Origin of the sequence: Spirillospora sp. NPDC046719 (assembly GCF_040645715.1) — a bacterium.
GTDB lineage: Bacteria > Actinomycetota > Actinomycetes > Streptosporangiales > Streptosporangiaceae > Spirillospora.
The window spans coordinates 13,569-34,064 of the sequence record NZ_JBEYYT010000058.1; the positions used below are offsets into that span (position 1 = coordinate 13,569).

Annotated in this window: 14 protein-coding genes; 5 read left to right on the forward strand and 9 right to left on the reverse strand. The window is 73.4% G+C overall.

Features of this window, described 5'->3' with window-relative positions; genetic code table 11:
* Window positions 1–33 precede the first annotated feature (33 nt).
* The 3 genes from ABZ914_RS13350 (at window position 34) to ABZ914_RS13360 (ending at window position 3,678) form a co-directional block, all read left to right on the forward strand.
* A complete protein-coding gene (locus ABZ914_RS13350; RefSeq protein ID WP_500193206.1) occupies window positions 34–1,098 on the forward strand; it encodes an ABC transporter ATP-binding protein in 1,065 nt (354 codons plus the stop codon).
* Window positions 1,092–3,035, forward strand: a complete 1,944-nt coding sequence (locus ABZ914_RS13355) for an ABC transporter permease (protein ID WP_500193207.1) — start codon at window positions 1,092–1,094, stop codon at window positions 3,033–3,035. The genes ABZ914_RS13350 and ABZ914_RS13355 overlap by 7 nt, the downstream gene beginning before the upstream one ends.
* Before the next feature lie 331 nt (window positions 3,036–3,366).
* Window positions 3,367–3,678, forward strand: a complete 312-nt coding sequence (locus tag ABZ914_RS13360) for a hypothetical protein (RefSeq protein WP_500193208.1) — start codon at window positions 3,367–3,369, stop codon at window positions 3,676–3,678.
* A 520-nt stretch (window positions 3,679–4,198) separates the two neighbouring features.
* Here ABZ914_RS13360 and ABZ914_RS13365 read toward each other — a convergent pair.
* From ABZ914_RS13365 to ABZ914_RS13375, 3 genes are all read right to left on the reverse strand, one after another.
* Window positions 4,199–5,035: an ABC transporter permease gene (locus tag ABZ914_RS13365; RefSeq protein ID WP_500193209.1), complete on the reverse strand. Its 837-nt coding sequence runs from the start codon at window positions 5,033–5,035 to the stop codon at window positions 4,199–4,201.
* Window positions 5,036–5,564: 529 nt separating this feature from the next.
* Window positions 5,565–8,117, reverse strand: a complete 2,553-nt coding sequence (locus ABZ914_RS13370) for an alpha/beta fold hydrolase (protein ID WP_500193210.1) — start codon at window positions 8,115–8,117, stop codon at window positions 5,565–5,567.
* A 313-nt stretch (window positions 8,118–8,430) separates the two neighbouring features.
* A complete protein-coding gene (locus ABZ914_RS13375) occupies window positions 8,431–9,057 on the reverse strand; it encodes a TetR/AcrR family transcriptional regulator (RefSeq protein WP_500193211.1) in 627 nt (208 codons plus the stop codon).
* A 120-nt stretch (window positions 9,058–9,177) separates the two neighbouring features.
* Here ABZ914_RS13375 and ABZ914_RS13380 point away from each other — a divergent pair, with 120 nt between their 5' ends.
* On the forward strand, window positions 9,178–11,820 hold the full coding sequence (locus ABZ914_RS13380) for an MFS transporter (RefSeq protein WP_500193212.1): 2,643 nt from the start codon (window positions 9,178–9,180) through the stop codon (window positions 11,818–11,820).
* Between the two features lie 81 nt (window positions 11,821–11,901).
* Window positions 11,902–12,729, forward strand: a complete 828-nt coding sequence (locus ABZ914_RS13385; RefSeq protein ID WP_387029336.1) for a YceI family protein — start codon at window positions 11,902–11,904, stop codon at window positions 12,727–12,729.
* 241 nt (window positions 12,730–12,970) lie between these two features.
* On the opposite strand, the gene ABZ914_RS13390 is transcribed toward ABZ914_RS13385, so the two are convergent.
* The 6 genes from ABZ914_RS13390 to ABZ914_RS13415 form a co-directional block, all read right to left on the reverse strand.
* The gene (locus ABZ914_RS13390; protein WP_500193213.1) at window positions 12,971–13,948 is read right to left on the reverse strand and encodes a LysR family transcriptional regulator; all 978 of its coding nucleotides are present in this window, start codon (window positions 13,946–13,948) and stop codon (window positions 12,971–12,973) included.
* Between the two features lie 49 nt (window positions 13,949–13,997).
* Window positions 13,998–15,575, reverse strand: coding sequence for a SecDF P1 head subdomain-containing protein (locus tag ABZ914_RS13395; RefSeq protein ID WP_500193214.1), 1,578 nt, complete (start codon window positions 15,573–15,575; stop codon window positions 13,998–14,000).
* Window positions 15,576–15,812: 237 nt separating this feature from the next.
* Entirely contained in the window at window positions 15,813–16,892 is a 1,080-nt protein-coding gene (locus tag ABZ914_RS13400) for a 2-oxoacid:ferredoxin oxidoreductase subunit beta (RefSeq protein WP_500193215.1), read from the reverse strand.
* Window positions 16,885–18,726 (reverse strand): 2-oxoacid:acceptor oxidoreductase subunit alpha, encoded by a 1,842-nt coding sequence (locus tag ABZ914_RS13405; RefSeq protein WP_500193216.1) that lies wholly within the window; start codon window positions 18,724–18,726, stop codon window positions 16,885–16,887. The genes ABZ914_RS13400 and ABZ914_RS13405 overlap by 8 nt, the downstream gene beginning before the upstream one ends.
* Window positions 18,727–19,051: 325 nt before the next feature.
* The gene (locus ABZ914_RS13410) at window positions 19,052–19,198 is read right to left on the reverse strand and encodes a putative leader peptide (RefSeq protein ID WP_387029342.1); all 147 of its coding nucleotides are present in this window, start codon (window positions 19,196–19,198) and stop codon (window positions 19,052–19,054) included.
* Window positions 19,199–19,264: 66 nt separating this feature from the next.
* Window positions 19,265–20,496, reverse strand: a 1,232-nt coding sequence (locus tag ABZ914_RS13415; protein ID WP_500193217.1) for a LolA-like protein, incomplete at its 5' end; no start/stop codon positions are given.

A 20,496-nucleotide genomic window follows, 5' to 3' on the forward strand; every position in this document is an offset into this window, starting at 1 on the left:
CGGAGCTCCGCGGCCGGATGGTTCCGTGAAGGCATGACCAGCACACCGACGCCCGGCATCCCCATCCCGGCCCTCCCAGCGACCGGCGACGCGGCCCCGAGGCACACCGTCCCGCACACCGCGCCATCCGGCGGTGCGCTGACGGGCGGTGCGCTGACGGGCGGTGCGCTGACGGGCGGTGCGCTGACGGGCGGTGTGATGCCCGGCGGTGCGGCGGTCGGTGGTGTGCCGACAGGTGGTGCGGCGGTCGGTGGTGTGCCGCCTGGAGGCGCGGAGTCCGGCAGTGCGCCGGTGGTCGGCGCGCCCGTGGATGGTGCACCGGGAGCCGGGGCGGCGACCGGGGGGCGGGCCCGGGTGCCGATGGGGGCGCCCGCCGCCGAGCTGCGGGACGTCACCCGCGAGTACGGCGGCGGCAACGCGCTGGTCCGCGCCCTCGACGGCGTCTCCATCGCCTTCCCCGCCGGATCATGGACGGCGGTGATGGGCCCCTCCGGTTCCGGGAAGTCCACCCTGCTGCACTGCGCCGCCGGGCTCGACCGGGTGACGCGGGGCCGGGTCCTCCTCGCCGGGCAGGAGATCACCGGCGCGCCCGACGCGGTGCTGACCGGGCTGCGGCGCCGCACGATGGGCTTCGTCTTCCAGAGCTTCAACCTCATCGGCTCGCTCACCGCCGAGCAGAACGTCGCGCTCCCGCTCAAGCTCGCCGGCGCCCGCGTCCGCCGCGACGAGGTGCGCGCGGTGCTCGCCGCGGTCGGGCTGGGCGACCGGCTGCGGCACCGGCCGCGCGAACTGTCCGGCGGGCAGCAGCAGCGCGTGGCGATCGCCCGCGCCATGGTCACGCGTCCGGCCGTCCTGTTCGCCGACGAGCCGACCGGCGCGCTCGACTCCGCGTCCGCCCGCACGGTTCTCGGCCTGCTGCGGGCCATGGTCGACCGGGAAGGGCAGAGCATCGCCATGGTCACCCACGACCCGGCCGCGGCGGCGCATGCCGACGCCGTCGTGTTCATGTCCGACGGGCGGCTCGTCGACCGGCTCGTCCGCCCCACCGCCCGCGAGGTGGCCGACCGGCTCGCCCGGCTGGAGGCCGCCCCGTGCTGACCCTCGCCGTGAACACCTTCCGGGAACGCTGGCGGCTCTTCGCCGGTGCCATCACCGCCGTGGCGCTCGGTGTGGCGCTCGTCCAGTCGTCCCTGCTGGTCATGGTGGCCACGGACCGGGCACCGATCCCGCCCGGTGTCACCGGCCGGGCCAGGGAGGACCTCCGCGAGGGCTACGCCGGGGCGGCCACGCTGCTCGGCATGACGGTGATGCTGTCGGCCTTCCTCACCGTCTTCATCGTCAGCTCGACGTTCGCCTTCACCGTCGCCCAGCGCCGCCGCGACCTCGCCCTGCTGCGCCTCGTCGGCGGCGGCCGGGGCCAGCTCGTCCTGCTGCTGCTCGGTGAGGCGCTGCTGCTCGGCCTCACCGGCACGGCGCTCGGCGTGCTCGTCGGCCTCCCGGCGACCTGGCTGCAGGCCCGGCTGCTGATCGCGCTCGGCTTCCTGCCGGACGGGTTCCCGCTCGTCTGGGACGGCGGCGTCCTCATCGCCTCCGGCTGCGTCGGGGTCACGGTCGCCCTCGTGGGGGTGCTCGCCGCGGCGCGCCGCGCCGCGAAGGTCCGCCCGCTGGACGCGCTGCGCGACACCGGAGGCGCCGCCCGCGTGATGACCCCGGTGCGCTGGCTGGCCGGGCTGTCCTCCCTCGCGTTCACGATCTGGATGGTGACGCTCGCCCAGTCCGCCGACCTGCTCGGCGCCATGCTCATGGGCCTCGGCATCTCCATCATGGGCGCCGTCTCGCTCAGCGCGCTGAGCCCCCTCGTCGTCCCCCTCGCCGGACGCGTCCTCGGCGCCGTCCTCCGCACCAGCACCCTCGGCGAGCTGGCCCAGGCCAACCTTCGCGACGGGGTGCGCCGCAGCGCGTCCACCGCCGCCCCGCTCATCGTCCTGGTCGCCCTGCTCCTCGGCCTGACCGGCACCCTCGGGTCCCTGGCCCTGATGTCGGGCGAGGAGCAACGCCACCTCGTCCGGGGCGACCTGGTGGTGACCTCGTCCGGAGCCGACCTGGACCGCATCGCCGCCGTCCCCGGCGTCGCGGCCGCATCACCACAGCTGACCCTCTCCATGAGCGTCACCGCCCAACACCACGAGGTGAACCGAACATGGCGACAGACGCACTATGCGGGCATCGTCGCGATCGACGCCTCCGCCTACACCCGCACCCACGACCTGCATCTCCGTGCGGGTTCGCTCACCCGGCTCCACGGCCGGACGATCGCCCTCGGTCCCGGCATGGCGGAGTCGGGGATCCGGGTCGGCTCCACCGTGACCGCCGCCGTCAACGGCCACAAGACGCGGTTGAGGGTCGTCGCCGCCCTTCGGCCGACGCTGGAGAACTACTCCGAGACCTTCCTCGTGCCGCGCGACCTTGTCCCCGCCTCCACCCTCGCCGCGGCGAAGTCCGAGACCGTGATCCGCCTCGCTCCCGGCGCGAGCCGTTCGACGGTCCGGACGGCGATGCGCGCGGCGGGAGCCGACAAGGTCCAGACCGTCCCGCAGTGGGCGGACGACAGGACCGCCGCGCAGCAGCGGGGCAACGTGGGGATCCTCGCCGTCCTCATGGGCATGGCCGGTGGCTACGCGGTGGTCGCGGTCATCAACGCCGTCATGATCGCCGGAACCGAGCGCCGCACCGAGTTCGCCGCCGCCCGCGTCACGGGCCTGACCCGCCCCCAGGTGATCCGCGCCGCTCTGATCGAGTCGTGGGCGGTCACCACCATCGGCCTCGTCCTCGGCTGCACGGTCGCCGCGGGAGCCCTCGCCGGCATGCTCGCCGCCTCCGTCCGCGCCGCGGGCCGACCCCTGGTCGACGTCCCCTGGACCCTCCTCGGGATCACCACGGTCGCCGCCTTCGCCGTCACCGGAGCCGCCAGCATCTGGACGACCTACTCCGCGACCAAGCCCCGCCCAGTCGCCCTCCTAGCCGCCCGGGAGTGAAGGCCGATGCATGACCGCCGTGCGTCCGAAGGCGTCGTGGTGGTGAGACTTTGATCAGGGTGCGTGTTCGGCGGGTGGGCAGAACCACCGAGGGTCCGCCGAGGACGGAGAGGGAACGGGCGACCGCCGTTCTGAGGACGTTGGTGGTGCGGCTCGACCCGTCCCCCCGAGGCGCTTCTGCTGGTGGACGTTCCGGCTGGGCCGTCCGGGATGATCGGGTTAGTCTCTGCGTGTGGTCAACGTCCTGGCCGGGATCATCGGTGCGTTGCTGGGCCTTTCCGGGGCCCTCCTGGGAGCGTGGATCAAGAGCCGGGGTGAGCAGCACAGATGGTTGCGTGACCAGAAGCTGGCCGGCGCGGCGGAGATGGTCAGCGCGGGCACCAACATCTACGAGCTCCGCAGCGGCAGCAGAGAGTGGGGCGAAGGGCACGAGCCCGTCGAGTTGCGCGAGTGGCAGACCCAGTTGCAGAGAGGCCGGGCGGTCATCCACCTGCTCTGCACCCAGGAGACCCGTGATCGCGCGACCGCCTTCGTCCGGCTGTGCTGGCGTGCCGGATCACCCGGTGACGAGCACTACGACCAGACCATCGCGGCGCTGCGTTCCTTCACCGAGTCGCTCCGCAAGGAACTCGGCAGCGACTAGGCGTCCGCGTCGTACCGGGCCGGAAAGGAACTCGGCAGCGACCAAGCATCGTGTCGTTGCCGGGCTGGAACAGCCATCAGAGGCGCGCTCGTGATGCGGCGCCGGTGTGGATATCGCGGGTGGTGGGTGGTCCTGTGGCAGATGGGGCGGGGTCGGGTTTCAGGAGGCGGGCGGGGAACGGATGTCAGTACGGCAGGAGACGTCCCGAGGGAGTCCTCAGGTCTGGCGGGCTCGGTTGACGTGGGGGCTTGGGGCGCTTGATGAGCTGCTGCCGTGCCATGTTGATCATCTCCCCCGTCGGGCCGGGTTTAACCCGTCGATCGAGCCGATGTCACCCGCACTCCAGAGGACGTGGCCGCCGAAGGCAAGGTTCAGCGAGCTTATGCGACATCCTCTGCCGGTTCGACCGTTTTTCACGAAGCGAGGTCGACCTGACGTGGTCAACTGATCACGTTCAGTGGCGGCCGGAAGTGGCCGAGGAAGATCGTTCCGCTGCCGGGGCGCCAGGCGGTAAGGGCGGTCAGGACACGATGTCGCGGGCGTGGAAACGGCGGAAGGCGAGAGCGAGGAGGACGGCGGCGTAGGTGAAGGAGATGGCCGCGCCCTTGGCCATGCCGGTCCACTGGATCTGCGGCTGGAGGGCGTCCATCCACGAGTACATCCAGTGCGTCGGCAGGAAGTCGCGCCAGGAGCCGAGGGCGGTGACGGCGTCCAGGATGTTGCTGACGATGACGAGGCCGACCGCGCCGCCGACCGCGCCGAGCGGGGAGTCGGTGACGACCGAGAGCAGGAACGCCAGGGCGGCGACGACGAGTTGGGCGGCGAGGGAGTAGCCGACGACGATCGCCATGCGGGCGAGCGCGGTCGAGGTCGGGACGGTGCCGCCCGTGGGGAGTTCGACGTCCGACCAGCCGAAGCCGACGGTGCCCGCGACCAGCGACATGGCGGGGAGGGTGATGACGGCGGCGACCGAGTAGCCGAGGGCCACGATCAGTTTCTGGCGCAGGAGCCGGGCACGCGGGACGGGCGCGGCGAGCAGGTAGCGCAGCGACGACCAGCCGGCCTCGCTGGCCACGGTGTCGCCGCAGAACAGGGCGACGGCGACGACGAGGAGGAACCCGGTCGAGACGAACAGGGCGAACAGCGTGAAGTTCAGGGCGCCGGAGGTGGCGACGTCCACCAGGCTCGGGACCCCGTTCCCGGACGGTGAGCCGCCGATCTTGAACGCGCCGACCAGCACCCAGGGCAGCACGAGGAGGATGCCGAACGCGATGAGAGTGCGCCGGCGGCGGAACTGCCGCACCGCCTCGACCCGCAGCGGAAGGGTGCGCCGCACGCTGTACCCGGCCGGAGACACGCCCTTCGGCTGCGCCTCGGACGGTGAGGTGTCGTTCGCCTGCGTCTCGGACGGTGGGGTGCCGTTCGGCTGCGTCTCGGGTGGTGAGGTGCCGTTCCGGCTCGTGTTGGGTGGTGGGGTGCTGTTCGTTCGGGCCTCAGGTGGTGAGGTGTCGTTCGGCTGTGCCTGGGGTGGCGGGGTGCCGTTCGGGCTCGTCTCAGGCGGTGGGGTGCTGTTCGTGCGGGCCTCAGGTGGTGAGGTGTCGTTCGGCTGTGCCTGGGGTGGCGGGGTGCCGTTCGGGCTCGTCTCAGGCGGTGGGGTGCTGTTCGTTCGGGCCTCGGGTGGTGGGGTGTCGTTTGGCTGTGCCTGGGGTGGTGGGGTGTTGTTCGTGTGCGTTTCGGGTGCGGGGTGGTCTTCGGGGGCCGTGGGTGCGCCGGGTTCGGCGGCCGTTCCGCCTGCCTTCGGTTCTCTGGACGTGGTCATGTCGTGTGCCCCGGCGTCGTGTCGGTCACCGTCGTCCTGCTGGAGGGGTGGTCGTCCTCGCGGGCGGTCATGGGGTCTCTCCGATGATCTCCAGGAAGGCGTCCTCCAGCCGGCGGCCGGAGCCGACGATGTCGGCGACGGGACCGGCGGCGACGCGGCGGCCGCCGGCCATGACGACGGCGTGCGTGCAGGTCTGCTCCACCTCGGCGAGGAGGTGGCTGGAGACGATCACGGTGCGGCCCGCGGCGGCGTACCGGACGAGGACCTCGCGCATCTCGCGGATCTGCGGCGGGTCGAGCCCGTTGGTGGGTTCGTCGAGGACGAGCAGGTCGGGCAGGCCGAGCATCGCCTGCGCGATGGCGAGGCGCTGCCGCATGCCCTGCGAGTAGGTGCGGACGGCGCGGTCGAGGGCGGTTCCGAGGCCGGCGATCGCGAGGGCCTCGTCCATGTGCGCGTCGGCGGCGGGCCGGCCGGTGGCGCGCCAGTACAGGTCGAGGTTGTCGCGCCCGGACAGGTGCGGCAGGAACCCGGGGCCCTCGACGAACGAGCCGAGGCGGGCGAGGACGGGCGCGCCGGGGGTGACGCGGTGGCCGAAGATGCGGATCTCGCCGGCGTCGGGGCGGATGAGGCCCATCAGCATGCGGAGGGTGGTGGTCTTGCCCGCGCCGTTCGGTCCGAGGAGGCCGAGCACCTGGCCCTTCTCGACGCGGAACGACAGGTCGGCGACCGCGAGGTGGCCGTTCTTGTACGCCTTGGTGAGCCCGGTGATCTCCAGGGGGACGTCGGTGTCGCGTTCGCGGGACCGGCTGCGGCGGACGCCGAGGAGCAGCGAGGCGGCGATCGCGAGCCCCGCCAGAGGCAGGATCCACACCCAGGCGGGGATCGGGGTGGGTGCCGTGAGCAGGGACGCGTCCGTCGGAACGGTCAGCCCCGACACGGCGCGCACCTGGTACGCGGCGGGTTGCGGCGGAGTCGCGAAGCCCATGTCGGTGGTGGCGATGACGAGCCGGAGGCGGTGGCCGCGGTCGAACCGGTAGTCCATCGCGGGCAGGGTGACGGTGACCTCGCCGCCGGTCACGCGGAAGGGCGCCGCGATGCGCCGGGCGGGGGCGGCGTCGCCGTCCGGCGACACGTCGTAGAGCTTGGCGAAGAGCGGTCCGCCTTCCGCCGGCTCCTGGCCGGAGGGGGTGCTTTCCGCAGGTGGCTCGCCGGAGGGATCGTTCTCCGCCGGGTCCTTGGTGGTGGTGTCCTTCGCGGCCTTGAGGCGGACGGTGGCGGCGCCGGTGATGCGAAGGGAGTGATCGAGCGGACGGGTGTCGAACGTGGCGGTCTGCCCCGGCATGTCGGCGGGGAGGCCGCCGCCCGCGGCACCGAGCGACCCGAGCGAGCCCAGCGCGCCGAGCCCGGGGAGCGCGGAGACCGCCGCGGGGGTGCCGCCGGCCGGGTTGTGGATCGTCTGCTCGACTCCGTCCAGCGGAAGGCGCTGCGGGTCGCCGGACAGACCGGGGTACGCAGGGGCCTTCGCCTCCTGCACGACGACCTGCTGGGTGGAGGAGTCGAGGCCGCCCGCGCGGGTCACCGTGAACCGGGTGTCGCGCACCTCGCCGTGCCGGAGCCGCGCGTCGAAGAAGTCGCGGACGAGCCCGCGCACGCGTCCGGTCTCGGGGTCGCCGCCGTCGTGCCCGCCCTGGTACCAGACGACCGAGACGGGCGCGCCGTTGCGGGCGATGGCGCGCGCGTTCGCGTCGGCCTGGTCGAGGGGGAACAGGGAGTCGGACTGCCCCTGGACGAGCAGGGTCGGCACCGTGATCCGGTCGGCGACGGAGGCGGGGCTCGACCGGCGCAGCGTCGCGATCGCCTCGGCGGTGGGCCCGCCCTGCTCGGCGACCTTCTCGTACATGGCGCAGAGGGACGGCAGGAACCGTCCGCACCCGGCGCCGCGGGAGCCGCTGTTGAAGAAGACGCCGGCCCACAGCTTCTTGAACACGCCCTTCTCGGGTCCGGCGCCGGCGGCGTTGGGGAACAGCACGTCCGGCAGGCTGTTCCAGGTGATCTCCGGCGCGATGGCGTCGACGCGCCGGTCGTAGGCGGCGGTCATCAGCGCGATCGCGCCGCCGTAGGACTCGCCGGTCATCCCGACGCGCGGGTCGCCGGGCCCGTCCAGTCGCACCTCCGGCCGTTTCGCCAGCCAGTCGATGAGCTGCCGGGCGTCCTTGACCTCGTAGTCGGGGGAGTCGAGCGCGATCTGCCCCGTGGACGCGCCGAACCCGCGGGCCGTCCAGGTCAGGACGGCGTAGCCCTCGCGGGCCAGCGAGCGCGCCTCGCCCGCGACGTCGTACTTGTCGCCGCCGAACCCGTGGCCGAGCAGGATCGCCGGTGCCTTACCGTGCCCGACCGGCTTGTAGAAGGTGGTGTCGAGGGTCACACGCTGGTCGTCGTGCGGGCCGTCGACGACCTGGACGCGCTGGTCGACGGTGCGCACGCGGGGCGGGCCGTCGGCACCGACACCCCAGACGGCGGCGCCCGCGGCCAGTACCACGGCGGACCCGGCGGCGGTCCAGCGCGCCCTGCGGCCCGTCCTGCCCCATCGCGCCCGGATCGCGCCCCCCACCGCCGTCATGCCAGCAGCCTATTCGCGCCCCTGCCGCGCGCCCCTCCGCCCTCGCGCCGATCTCCCCTGCGCCCGCCGTTGTACACACCGCTCCACCGTTACACCCCCCGGCGTACTAGGCCCCCGTCCACTCTCCACCGCGCCCCACGGCGCGCATGCTCACGCCACGTCCGTGCCTTACGCCGCGCATGGCCCAGGCACGCCTACCTGATGGCGCCCGGGCGTCGCGCCGTGCGTGTCCCACCGTGGTCGTTGAGCACGGTGTTCGCGGTTCGTTCGGACGACGCCGGACCCGGGAGTGGGTGGTGATCGGGCGGAGGCGTTAGGGCGTGGCGGGGTGGGCCGGGCTGGGGGAGTAGGGGGAGAGAGCGGCGGTGAACATCGCGGTGAGGCGGTCGGTGAGTTCGGCCGGGTCGGCGCTGCGCAGGTCGTTGAGGCCGAGCAGGCGGCGGACGGGGCCGCCCCCCATGATGATCGTGGAGGCGAGCAGGGCGCGGGCGCGCGGGTTCGGGCCTTCGAGCTGCGCGACGATCGGCTCGATGATCACGTCTTCGAGGTAGCCGAGCAGGATCTGCTTGACCTCGGGACTGCCGGCGGAGCGGTCGATCATCCGGGCCATGGGCGTCACGCGGTGCAGGGAGGCCTGCCGGACGAAGTGCTCGGCGAGCCGGCGGGGCAGCCCGGCGGGGTCGCCGGCGATGACGCCGCGCAGCGCGGACTCGCCGGCCAGGACCTCGCCGAACAGCGCGGCCTTGGAGCCGAAGTACCGGTTGACCAGGGCGGTGTTGGCGTCGGCGGCGGAGGCGATCATGCGGACCGTGACGCCGTCGTAACCGTGCTCGCCGAACAGATCGCGAGCGGCGTCCAGGATGCGGCGGCGGGTCGCCTCCCGGTCGCGCTTCCGGTGTTCGCGCTGCTCGCGCTGCTCGGCCTGCTCGACGCTCATCATCGAATCCCGATCCGTCCCCGTATGGATCACCCGAATCGCCCCAGTATCCCCCGAGTTGCAAGTAAACAAGCGTGTACATAGCATATATGCAAAACACAGGTAATTACGTTCCATGGGGGCATGGTGGCTCAAGCGAGCGTGGCGCCGTCGGCGGGGCCGATGGCGCCAGAGCAAGCGAGACCGCAGTACACGCACCGCCAGATCCTGGAGATCCTCTCCGGCCTGATGATGGCGTTGCTGACGTCGATGATCTCGTCCACGGTGGTCAGCACGGCCCTGCCGACCATCGTCGGAGACCTCGGCGGTCAGGACCAGCTGTCGTGGGTGGCCAGCGCCACCCTCCTGACGATGACGGCCTCGACCCCGCTGTGGGGCAAGGTCTCCGACATCATCGGCCGCAAGCTCTCCTTCCAGACCGCGCTCCTGATCTTCGTGGTCGCGTCCGTGGCGGGCGGGCTGTCCCAGAACATCGGCATGCTGATCGCGGCCCGCGCCGTCCAGGGCCTCGGCGCCGGCGGGCTGTCCGCGCTGGCGCAGGTCATCCTCGGCGACATCGTCGAGCCCCGGCAGCGCGGCCGCTACTCCGGGTACATCGGCGCGGTGTTCGGCGTGGCCACCGTCGCCGGGCCGCTGCTCGGCGGGTTCCTCGTGGACGCCGACGGTCTAGGCTGGCGCTGGTGCTTCTACGTCTGCGTGCCCCTCGCGATCGTCGCCTTCGCGGTGATCCAGAAGGTGCTCAAGCTGCCGAAGGTGAAGCGCGACACCCGGATCGACGTGTTCGGGGCGTTCACCATCACCGGCGCGGCGACCGCGGTGATGCTGCTGCTGTCGATGGGCGGCAACCAGTTCGAGTGGGCCTCCACCTGGACGTACGTGCTGGGCGCGGTCGCGGTCGTGCTGGTGGTCGGGGCGGTGTTCGCCGAGCGCGCCGCGCGGCAGCCGATCCTGCCGCCCCGGCTGTTCCGCAACGGGACGTTCGTGCTGACCTCGCTCGGCTCGCTCTGCGTCGGCATGGCGATGTTCGGCGTCATGATCTACATGCCGCAGTACCTGCAGGTCGTCAAGGGACTGAGCCCCACCGCGTCCGGCCTGATGACGCTGCCGCTGGTGGTCGGCATGCTGATCGCCTCCATCGCGTCCGGCCAGCTCGTCACCCGGCTCGGCAAGTACAAGATCTACCCGGCGATCGGCCTGGTGTGCGTGGGCGCCGGGCTGTACCTGCTGTCGCGCCTGCACGTCGACTCGTCGAAGGTGGAGATCGGCGGCGACCTCGCGCTCCTCGGCGTGGGGCTCGGCCTGACCATGCAGATCCTGATCCTCGCCGCGCAGAACGCCGCGAAGATGGAGGACCTGGCGTCCACCACGTCCGGTGTGTCGTTCTTCCGGAACCTCGGCGGCGCGGTCGGCGTCGCGGCGTTCGGCGCGATCCTGAACAACAAGCTGCCCGGCGAGCTCGCCAAGGGCCTGCGCGAGGCGCACCTGCCGATGCCGAAGGGCGGCGGCTCCCTCGGCACCCCCGCCCAGGTGCACGCGCTGCCCGAGCCGTTCAAGTCGATCGTGCTCACCGCGTTCACGCACTCGCTGGAGCACGTCTTCATCTTCGGCGTGCCGGTCGCGGTCGTCGGCCTCATCACGGTGCTGGCGATGAAGGAGCTGCCGCTGCGCGGCAGGGCCGGCACGGGCGGGCAGGCCCCGCAGGCCCCCGCCACCACGCCGGCGGACGCCCAGCCGTCCGCGCCGGTGCCCCCCAATGGCGCCGCCACGGCCGTCGGCAGGCACGCCCGCGGCCACGAACCGGCCGTGGAGCAGCAGCTGGCGTCGGTCGGGGCAGGTGCGGTCCCCAAGGAGATGGCGATGAACGAAATGCCCGCTAACGGCCTGCCGTCCAACGGCACGGCCGCGGCTCCCGGCGGGTCCACGGCGGCCGATCCGGCCGCGCAGGCCCGGCTCCTCGCGCAGCAGAGCGCCTTCGCGCAGGACGGGCTCATGCGGCAGGGCGCGGGCGGCGTCCCCGTCCGCGGCGTGGTCCGCTCCGGCGACGGCGCGCCCGTCCCGTCCGCCGCGCTGACGCTGATCGGGGTGGACGGGCACCAGCTCGGCCGCGCGATCACCCAGGACGACGGCCGGTACGCGCTGCCGACCCCCGGCCCCGGCACCTACGTGCTGATCGCCGCGACCGGGGAGCACGAGCCGCAGGCCGCGACCCTCGTCGTCGGCGACCGCCCGGTCGAGTTCGACCTGATGCTGGCCGGCAACGGCGGCCTCGGCGGGACGGTCCGCAGCGCCGGCGGCAGCCCGATCGCGAACGCGATGGTCGTCGTCACCGACGTGCGCGGCGAGGTCGTCGGGACCGGCCGCACCGACGCGTCCGGCCAGTACGTCTTCAAGGACGTCATGACCGGCTCGTACACGCTCGCGGTCAGCGCCGCGGCGCACCGCCCGGTCGCGCTCCCGGTGGAGGTGGCGGGCGGCGGGCAGACCCGGCTGGACGTCGAGCTGCCCGCGGGCGCCCGCGTCCGCGGAACGGTCCGCAACGACGCCGGCGAGCCGGTCGGCGACGCCCGCGTCACGCTGGTGGACGCGGCCGGCAACGTCGTCGCGATGGCGATCACCGGCCCGGACGGGGAGTACGCGTTCACCGACCTGACCGGCGGCCAGTACACCGTCATCGCGTCCGGCTACCCGCCGGTGGCGAGCGGCCTGTCGCTGGCCGGCGGCGGCCTCGACGACCACGACCTGGAGCTCGGCTACCCCGACGAGTAGGACCGATCCCGGGGCCGCCCGACCGGGGCGGCCCCGGCCGACGCAATCACACGAGCCACGAAACTGGAGTGCGGGTCGTTGATGGATGACAGGCGCGGTCTGCGCGGATCGGTGCGGACCAAGGACGGCTGGGCGGTGCGGCACGCCATCGTCACGGTCACGGACCTGGCGGGCCGGCAGGTCGCGCGGGAGCAGACCGGGGAGGACGGCGTGCTCGCCGCCGGTCCGCTGCCCGCCGGCACCTACACGGTGATCGTCACGGCGATGGGGTTCCAGCCGACGGCGTCGACGCTTATCGTGCACGCGTCCGGCGCGGCGGACCTCGGCACGCTGGTGCTGGCCCGCGCGGGCGGCACCGAGCTGCCGCCGCCCGGCCCGTGGACGATCGACCCGGCGCACTCGAATGTCGGGGCGGTCGCGCAGCACCTCGGGCTGTCCAGCGTGCGCGGCCGGTTCGCCGCGTTCGAGGGGAGCATCGAGATCACCGAGCCGGTGGAGGCGTCCCGGGTGACGGCCCGGATCGAGGCGGCGTCCATCGACACCGGCAACAAGCTGCGCGACGACCACCTGCGCTCGGCCGACTTCCTGAACGTCGACGAGCACCCGGTGGTCTCCTACGAGGGCGAGGGGCTCACCGCGACCGGCCCGGATCGCTGGACGGTGCACGGCCACCTCACCCTGAACGGGGTCACCAAGCCCGTCGACCTGGACATGCTGTTCCTCGGCAGCGGCGGCGACCCGTGGGGCGGGACGCGCGCGGCGTTCCGCGCGACGGCGGAGCTGCGCCGCACCGACTTCGCGATCCGCTACAACCAGATCCTGGAGGCGGGGATCGCGATGGTCGGCGAGAGCCTGAAGGTCGAGCTGGAGATCCAGGCCGTCCAGGGCACCGAGCTGCCCCAGGCCTGACCGACACCCGAACCCGCGGACGCCCGCCGAGGCAGGCGGCGCCCGGCCGAAGCGGACGGCGTCGCCGGAGGCGGGCGGAGCTGCCGGAGGCGGGCGGCGCCCGGACCAAGCGGGTGGCGCTGGCAGAGACGGGCGGCTCCCGGCGGAGGCGGGTGGCGCCGGCGGAAGCAGGCGGCGCTGCCGGAGGCCGACGGCGTCGGCGGCGGTCAGGCTCGTGGTCGGCGGAGTGGCGGGCGTTGTTTTAGGGGCGCGCTCGGCCGGGCGTCTTCGCGTCGCTGGCGGGGCGGGCGTCCAGCTCGGTGGCCGGGAGCCAGTGCGCGGCGGGGTCGTAGTCCAGCCAGCCGTGTTCCCGCGCCGCCGCCGCGAACTCCGCGAGCAGCGCCCGCAGCACCGGATGCTGCTCGCGGGCCCGCCAGATCAGCGACCACGAGTACAGCGGGACGGGATCGGTCAGCGGCACCGACCGGACGTCCGCCGGCACGCCCACGTCCGCCGGCAGCAGCGACACGTGCCCGGGCTCCTCGCGCAGGTGGTCGAGGAAGTAGTCCAGCCCCAGGTTGACCCCGCCGAACTCGCCGGACAGCCCGAACTCGGCCAGGAACCGGTCGAGGAAGTCGAGCTTGCCGATCTCGGCGGGGAACCACACCGTCGTCCCGGCGAGGTCGGCGGGACGCAGCGTCGCCGCGTCCGCCAGCGGATGCGCCTCGCCCATCACCGCCGCCATCGGCGAGAGCCGCACCAGCCGGTGCGCCAGCCCGTCCGGCAGCGGCTCGTCCAGCGCGTGGACGCGGCCGAAGCCCGCGTCGCCGTCACCGCGCCGCAGCGCCGTGACGACCTCGGACAGCCCCCGCTTCAGGTTCGGCTCGATCGGCAGGTCCGGACGGCGCGCGACGACCCGCCGGATCGTCCGCATCGGGTCGAACAGGTGGCCCCACACGTCCAGGCGCAGCGGCCGGTCGTCGCGCCGTGCCGCCACGATCGCGTCGTCCGCCGCCGCGAGCGCGCGCCGCGCCGGCTCCAGGAACCGCTCGCCCGCCGCCGTCAGCCGCACCGAATGCCCGGTGCGGTCGAACAGCCGCACGCCGAGGACGTCCTCCAGCCGCGCGACCCGCTTCGACAGCGCCTGCTGGGTGAGGAACAGCTCGCCCGCCGCGCGCCCGAAATGCAGCTGCTCGGCGGTCGCGACGAACGCCCGCACCTGCGCGAGATCCAGGTCCACGCCGTCCAGCCTGCCCGACGACCGCCGGACGGGCCAAAGCGCGGGCCCGTCAGCGTCCCTTGAGCTCGCGGACGAGGGTGTTCGCGGCGGACCGGGTCGGCGAGCCGGTCACCACGACCTTCCCGTCCCGGATCGGCATGTCGACGCGCGGCAGGGTGATCAGCCGGTCGCGGACCACGAACGCCAGGTCGCGGCCCACGGTCGCGCTGGTCAGCCGCGCGAACGCGTGCCGGTCGACGGGCCGCAGCGTGAGCGCCACGTCGTACCCGGACGTCCCGCGCGACTTCTGCACCCGCAGGTCGGCGACCTTGTGGATCGCGATGCCCTGCGCGAGCCGGTAGCAGGTCACGCCGGCGGCGGCCTGCCCGGTGATCCCGGGCGTCCCGGCCGGGCACTGCCCCGGCGACGCCTGCGTCACCGGGTACACGTGCAGCGGGGCGGCCAGCGTCACCGGCCGCGTCCGCATGGACGATGCGATCATGCCGCCGGTCACCGCGACCGCGGCGATCAGCAGCCCGAGCGTCAACACCATGATCACCAGCGCGGACCGGTGCTGGTCGGCGGCCTGGACCGGCTCCGGGACGGGCCGTTCCCGGTACTCCAGGCCCTGGCGGCGCGCGGCGCGGCTGCGCTTGGTCTCGGCCGCCGCGCGGCGCCGCTGCTCGGCGCGGGCCCGGCGCCGCCGGTCCGCGTCCGGGATCTCGGGCACCGGCAGCACCGCCGTGGCCCGCTCCGGACCGCGCGCCGGCGCCGACGCCGGTTCCGGCCGTTCGGGCGGCGTGAAGCCCACCGCTCGCGCCGGCCGGGCGGGTGGCGGCCCCTCCGGGTCGGGGATCAGCGTGGGGCCGGGCACCGGCTCGAACGGCTCCGTCGGCGTCCGCCCGGTCAGATCGTCCTGCCCGAGCGCCTGAGCAGGCGACAGGACCGCTCCGCCCCGTCCGAACGGCGCGGGCTCGCCGACTCCCGGCGCGTCCTGCGAGGCGTCCTGCGCCGCGCGCGCGGGCGACTCGGCTCGCTGAGCCTGCTCGGGCGAGACGGACGGCATGGGCGCCGTGGCCTGTCCAGGCGGCGCGGCCTGTCCGGGCGGCGCGGCCTGCTCCAGCGGCGCGGCCTGTCCGGGCGGCGCGGCCTGTGGCAGTGGCGCGGTCTGCGCGTCCTGCTCGGGCGAGGTGCCCTGACCGGGTACGGCGGCTTGGCCCAGCGGCGTGGTCTGCTCGGTTGGCGCGCCCGGCTGAGGCTGCTCGCGCGACGCGTCCTGCTCGGGCGGTGTGCTGCGCTCGGGCGCTGCGGCCCGGCCTAGCGGCGCGGTCCGCTCCGCAGAGGCGGCGTCGCGAGCATGCGCGGTCTGCTCCAGCGGCGCGGTCCGCCCGGGCGACGCGGCCTGCTCGGGGGAAGCGGCGTCGTGCGCCTGTGTGGGCTTGTCCGGCGCGTCCTGCTTGTCCGGGGCGCCTTGTTCGGGTGGCGCCGCGTCCGTGGACGGGGCTGACCGCTCGGACGGGTCGAGGAGAGGGGCGGGCGGCGGCGGCCAGGCGAGCGGACGGTCCGGGGCGGCCGCCGGGGGAGGGCTGGGCGGAGCGGTGTCCTCTGCCTGCCGACGACCCTTGTTGCGGCGCGGAACGACCCGCATCGTCACCTCCCCGGGCTGACAAGATCTGCGACAGTCTTTCAGGATGAGACGGTGTCCCGCATCGTGTCGCGGCCGAACCCGGCCAACGATCGCCGATTGCTCATCCCGTGATGAACACTGCCCCGTCCGCACGGTTCCAAAGCGCGGAAAGCCCGCCCCCGCGGTATGCGGGGACGGGCTTTCCGGAACGCTGACGGCGTCAGTGCCCGCCCAGGGGACGGGGCCCCGGACGGTGCGTCAGTCGATGCGCCAGGTGTCGCCGCCGGCGAGCAGCGCGGCGAGGTCGCCCGCGCCCTGCGTCTCGACGGCCTCCTCGACCTGCGCGCGCATCAGCTCGTCGTAGGACGGGCGGTCGACGTTGCGGAAGATGCCGATCGGGGTGTGCTCGAACGCCGGCTGGTCCAGCCGCGACAGCGCGAACGCCATCGACGGGTCCGGGTTCGCGGCGTCGTGCACCGCGATGTCCGACGCGGGGACGTCGGCGACGTTCACCACCTCGAACGAGCCCGACGGCGTCCGGCGCAGGGCCTTCTGCCGGTCGGCGCCGAAGACGATCGGCTCGCCGTCCTCCAGGCGGATCGTGATGTCGTCGCGGACGGCGGCGTCCTTCAGCGGGTCGAACGCGCCGTCGTTGAAGATGTTGCAGTTCTGGTAGATCTCGACCAGCGCGGTGCCGCGGTGCTGGGCGGCGGCGCGCAGCACCGACTGCAGGTGCTTGCGGTCGGAGTCGATGGTGCGGGCGACGAAGCTGCCCTCCGCGCCGATCGCCAGCGACAGCGGGTTGAACGGCGCGTCCAGCGAGCCCATCGGGGTCGACTTGGTGATCTTGCCGGTCTCGGAGGTGGGCGAGTACTGGCCCTTGGTCAGCCCGTAGATCCGGTTGTTGAACAGCAGGATCTTCAGGTTGACGTTGCGGCGCAGCGCGTGGATCAGGTGGTTGCCGCCGATGGACAGCGAGTCGCCGTCGCCGGTGACGACCCAGACCGACAGGTCGGGCCGGGACGTGGCGAGGCCCGTCGCGATCGCCGGCGCGCGGCCGTGGATCGAGTGGAACCCGTAGGTGTTCATGTAGTACGGGAACCGCGACGAGCAGCCGATGCCGGAGATGAACGTGATGTTCTCGCGGCGCAGCCCGAGCTCGGGCAGGAAGGACTGGACGGCCGCGAGGATCGCGTAGTCACCGCACCCGGGGCACCAGCGCACCTCCTGGTCGGTCTTGAAGTCCTTCATCGTCTGCTTCTGGTCGGTCTTGGGGACCAGGGAGAGCAGGCTGCGTCCGTTGCCGTTCACGGCGCCGTTTCCGTTGGTGTCACTCACTGTCGATCACTTCCTGGATGACGTCCTGCAGCTCCTCCGACTTGAAGGGCAGGCCCCGGACCTGGTTGTAGCCGATCACGTCGATCAGCAGCCGGCCGCGCAGCAGCATCGACAGCTGGCCGAGGTTGATCTCGGGGACGATGACCTTGTCGTAGGAGCGCAGCACCTCCGGCAGGTTCGCGGGGAACGGGTTGAGGTGCCGCAGGTGCGCCTGCGCCACGTCGCGGCCCTCCGCCCGGACGCGCCGGACCGCCGCGGAGATCGCGCCGTAGGTGCCGCCCCAGCCCATCACGAGGACGCGCGCCCGGCCGGACGGGTCGTCGACCGCGAGCGGCGCGATGTCGTTGGCGATGCCGTCGACCTTGGCCTGGCGGAGCCGGACCATCGTGTCGTGGTTGGCCGGGTCGTAGGAGATGTTGCCGGTGACGTCGGCCTTCTCCAGGCCGCCGATCCGGTGCTCCAGGCCGGCGGTGCCCGGGACCGCCCAGGGGCGGGCCAGGGTCTCGGGGTCGCGCCGGAACGGCTCGAAGGGCTCCTCGGAGGGGGCCGCGAAGTTCGGTTCGATCTTCGGCAGCGCCGCCACGTCCGGCAGCTTCCACGGCTCGGAGCCGTTGGCGAGGTAGCCGTCGGACAGCAGGATGACGGGGGTGCGGTACTTCACCGCGATGCGGGCCGCCTCCAGCGCCGCGTCGAAGCAGTCCGAGGGGGACTGGGGCGCGATGACCGGGACGGGCGCCTCGCCGTTGCGGCCGTACATGGCCTGCATCAGGTCGGCCTGCTCGGTCTTGGTCGGCAGTCCGGTGGACGGTCCGGCCCGCTGCACGTCGATGACCAGCAGCGGGAGTTCCGTCGCGACGGCGAGGCCGATCGTCTCGCTCTTCAGCGCGATGCCGGGCCCGGAGGTGGTGGTGACGCCGAGCGACCCGCCGAACGAGGCGCCGAGCGCCGCGCCGACCGCGGCGATCTCGTCCTCGGCCTGGAACGTCCGGACGCCGAACCGCTTGTGCTTGGACAGCTCGTGCAGGATGTCGGAGGCCGGGGTGATCGGGTAGGAGCCGAGGTAGACCGGCAGGCCGCTCTGCACGCCCGCGGCGACGATGCCGAGGGACAGCGCGGCGTTGCCGGTGATGTTGCGGTAGAGGCCGGCCTCGTGCTCGGCCGGCTTGACCTCGTACTGCACCGAGAACGCCTCGGTGGTCTCGCCGTAGCTCCAGCCCGCCTGGAACGCGGCGATGTTCGCCTTCATGATCTCGGGCTTCTTGGCGAACTTGCGCTCGAGGAAGCCGATGGTCCCCTCGGTGGGACGGTGGTACAGCCACGACAGCAGCCCGAGCGCGAACATGTTCTTCGCGCGCTCGGCGTCCTTCTTGGAGATCTCGTAGCCCTCGAGCGCGGTCACCGTCATGGAGGTGAGCGGCAGCGCGTGCACCCGGTACTCGGCGAGCGAGCCGTCGGCGACCGGGTCGGCGGCGTAGCCGACCTTGGCGAGGTTGCGCTTGCTGAACTCGTCGGTGTTGACGATCAGGTCCGCCCCGCGGGGCAGGTCCCCGAGGTTGGCCTTGAGGGCGGCCGGGTTCATCGCGACCAGCACGTCGGGCGCGTCGCCCGGCGTGAGGATGTCGTGGTCGGCGAAGTGCAGCTGGAAACTGGACACGCCGGGGAGGGTCCCGGCGGGGGCGCGGATTTCGGCCGGGAAGTTCGGCAGCGTCGACAAGTCGTTGCCGAACGCCGCCGTCTCCTGGGTGAAGCGGTCGCCGGTCAACTGCATCCCGTCACCGGAGTCCCCGGCGAAGCGGATGATGACGCGGTCGAGCTGCTGGACCTGTTTGGTCACAGAGGAAGACCTCCTCGACGCGCAGCACCCGTCCTGGGGGAGGCACCCAGGATCGTGATGCTACTAAGGCTTACCTTCATGGTATGTCCGGGATGGAATGCTGGTCTCGGGGATCGGGCCGCTCAGCGGTACGGCGGCGCCGGGCGTGCGGCCCGGTGCCGTCCGTTCTTCGCCGGCGGCGGCCGTGGTCCGAGAGGCGCGGACCGCGGCCGTCGCTCCGCCCGTCATGTGTGACATCCCGCCCTCGGGGAGGTCATGACCCCGTACTTCAAGGGTTATCACCTCGGGTGGGAGATCACGCGTCCCGGCCGGATTCGGGCAGGTCCTAACCGGTGCTACGAGCCGGACGGGTCCCCGGGTTCACCGCTGAACACAGGGCGCTGGCCAGCCGGCACAGATCGACGTGCAGCCGCCTGACCAGCTGGGCGGGATGGGCCGGGGAGCCGTCGCTCCCCGAGGGCACGGAGTTCACAGCCGCAGTGTAGACAGGCTGAATTTCGTTCTGTTCAACCGGCCCCGGCCCCCGGGGGTAGGGGTTTCAGGGCCGGCCGGTACCGCCCGTCCCGGCGGCGCGGGGCCCGGTCGGGGCACCGGACTTCTTCGGCGCGCCGGACCCGCCGGTGCCCGGCGCGCCGCTCGTTCCGGGCGACGGGGTGCCGGTCGCGCCGCCGGGGGCGCCGGACAGTGTGCTCTTCACCACCGCGCTCCGCTCCTTGTCGAGCTTGGCCAGCAGCGCCTTGACGTCCGCGGCGGTGAGGGCCTCGCCGATCACGCGGGCCTGCGCCGAGTACGGGTAGGAGCCGGGGTGGTCGAGCGCCGACTTCACCCACGTCCGCCAGGCCCGTCCGGCGACGGTGCAGGTCAGCACGAACGACCGGTTCGTCGGCACCGGCGCGGACGCGGTGCAGGACCCGAGCGGGGTGCCGCGGGTGGCGATCGACGCGCGCAGCGCCGCGCGCGCGCCGTCCGGCACCGTGTCCGGCGACGACAGCGTCGCCGGGACGCGCACCGTACAGCCCGCCGGGTTCTGGTCGCAGTTGACGAAGGTGAGCTTGCCGGGGTCGAAGTGCAGGCTCGGGTCGGCGGCGCCGGCGAGCGTCTTCACCCGGGGCCGCAGCCGCGCGAACAGCGCGGCGGGGTTCGGCAGGTCGGCGACGCTGAACCGGGCGGCGTCGGCGCCGGCCGCCTGCACGGCGACCAGCCGGTACGGCGCCGCCGCCGACACCAGGTAGTTCGCGGCCGACGTCCTGATCTTGTAGGCGCGGACGCCGTTCACGGTCTCGGTGGGCGGTTTCGCGGGCGCCTTGGTGAGCGCCTTCGCGATCGCCTGCGCGCCCAGCACGTCCGGGACGTCGAAGCCGGGGACGGCGGCGGGCGCCTTCGACCAGCGGCCCGCGTAGTTCTCGGGGTGCGCGCTCTCGCCCGCGTACTCGCGCCAGAACTGCGTCCCGGCCTTGAGGTAGGTGTCGCCGCCGGCGGCCACGACCTCGGCGGTCAGCGGGCCCGCCGCGAGCGTGCCGATCGCCGATCCCGCCGCCGTGACCTGCACGTCGGCCTGGACGGGGCGGCCGTTCGCGGCGGTGAGCGTGCCCTGGTAGCGGAAGCCGGGGCCGGAGGCGAGCCGGCGTCCCGCCTCCAGCGCCCAGGCCGAGGGCGCGGTTCGCGACGGCTTCGGGTGCGGCTTGCCGGGGGCGTCGTCGTCGGAGATGAACACCACGGCGACGGTCGCGGCGGCCGCCACGACCACGGCGACGCCCGCGCCGGTCGCCA

What these genes read in the sequence shown, in the direction of transcription:
- ABZ914_RS13395 (WP_500193214.1), bottom strand. Translation starts at nt 15,575, where the DNA reads ATGCGGGTCGTTCCGCGCCGCAACAAGGGTCGTCGGCAGGCAGAGGAC.
- ABZ914_RS13375 (WP_500193211.1), bottom strand. Translation starts at nt 9,057, where the DNA reads ATGATGAGCGTCGAGCAGGCCGAGCAGCGCGAGCAGCGCGAACACCGG.
- ABZ914_RS13380 (WP_500193212.1), top strand. Translation starts at nt 9,178, where the DNA reads ATGGTGGCTCAAGCGAGCGTGGCGCCGTCGGCGGGGCCGATGGCGCCA.
- ABZ914_RS13385 (WP_387029336.1), top strand. Translation starts at nt 11,902, where the DNA reads ATGGATGACAGGCGCGGTCTGCGCGGATCGGTGCGGACCAAGGACGGC.
- ABZ914_RS13350 (WP_500193206.1), top strand. Translation starts at nt 34, where the DNA reads ATGACCAGCACACCGACGCCCGGCATCCCCATCCCGGCCCTCCCAGCG.
- ABZ914_RS13370 (WP_500193210.1), bottom strand. Translation starts at nt 8,117, where the DNA reads ATGACGGCGGTGGGGGGCGCGATCCGGGCGCGATGGGGCAGGACGGGC.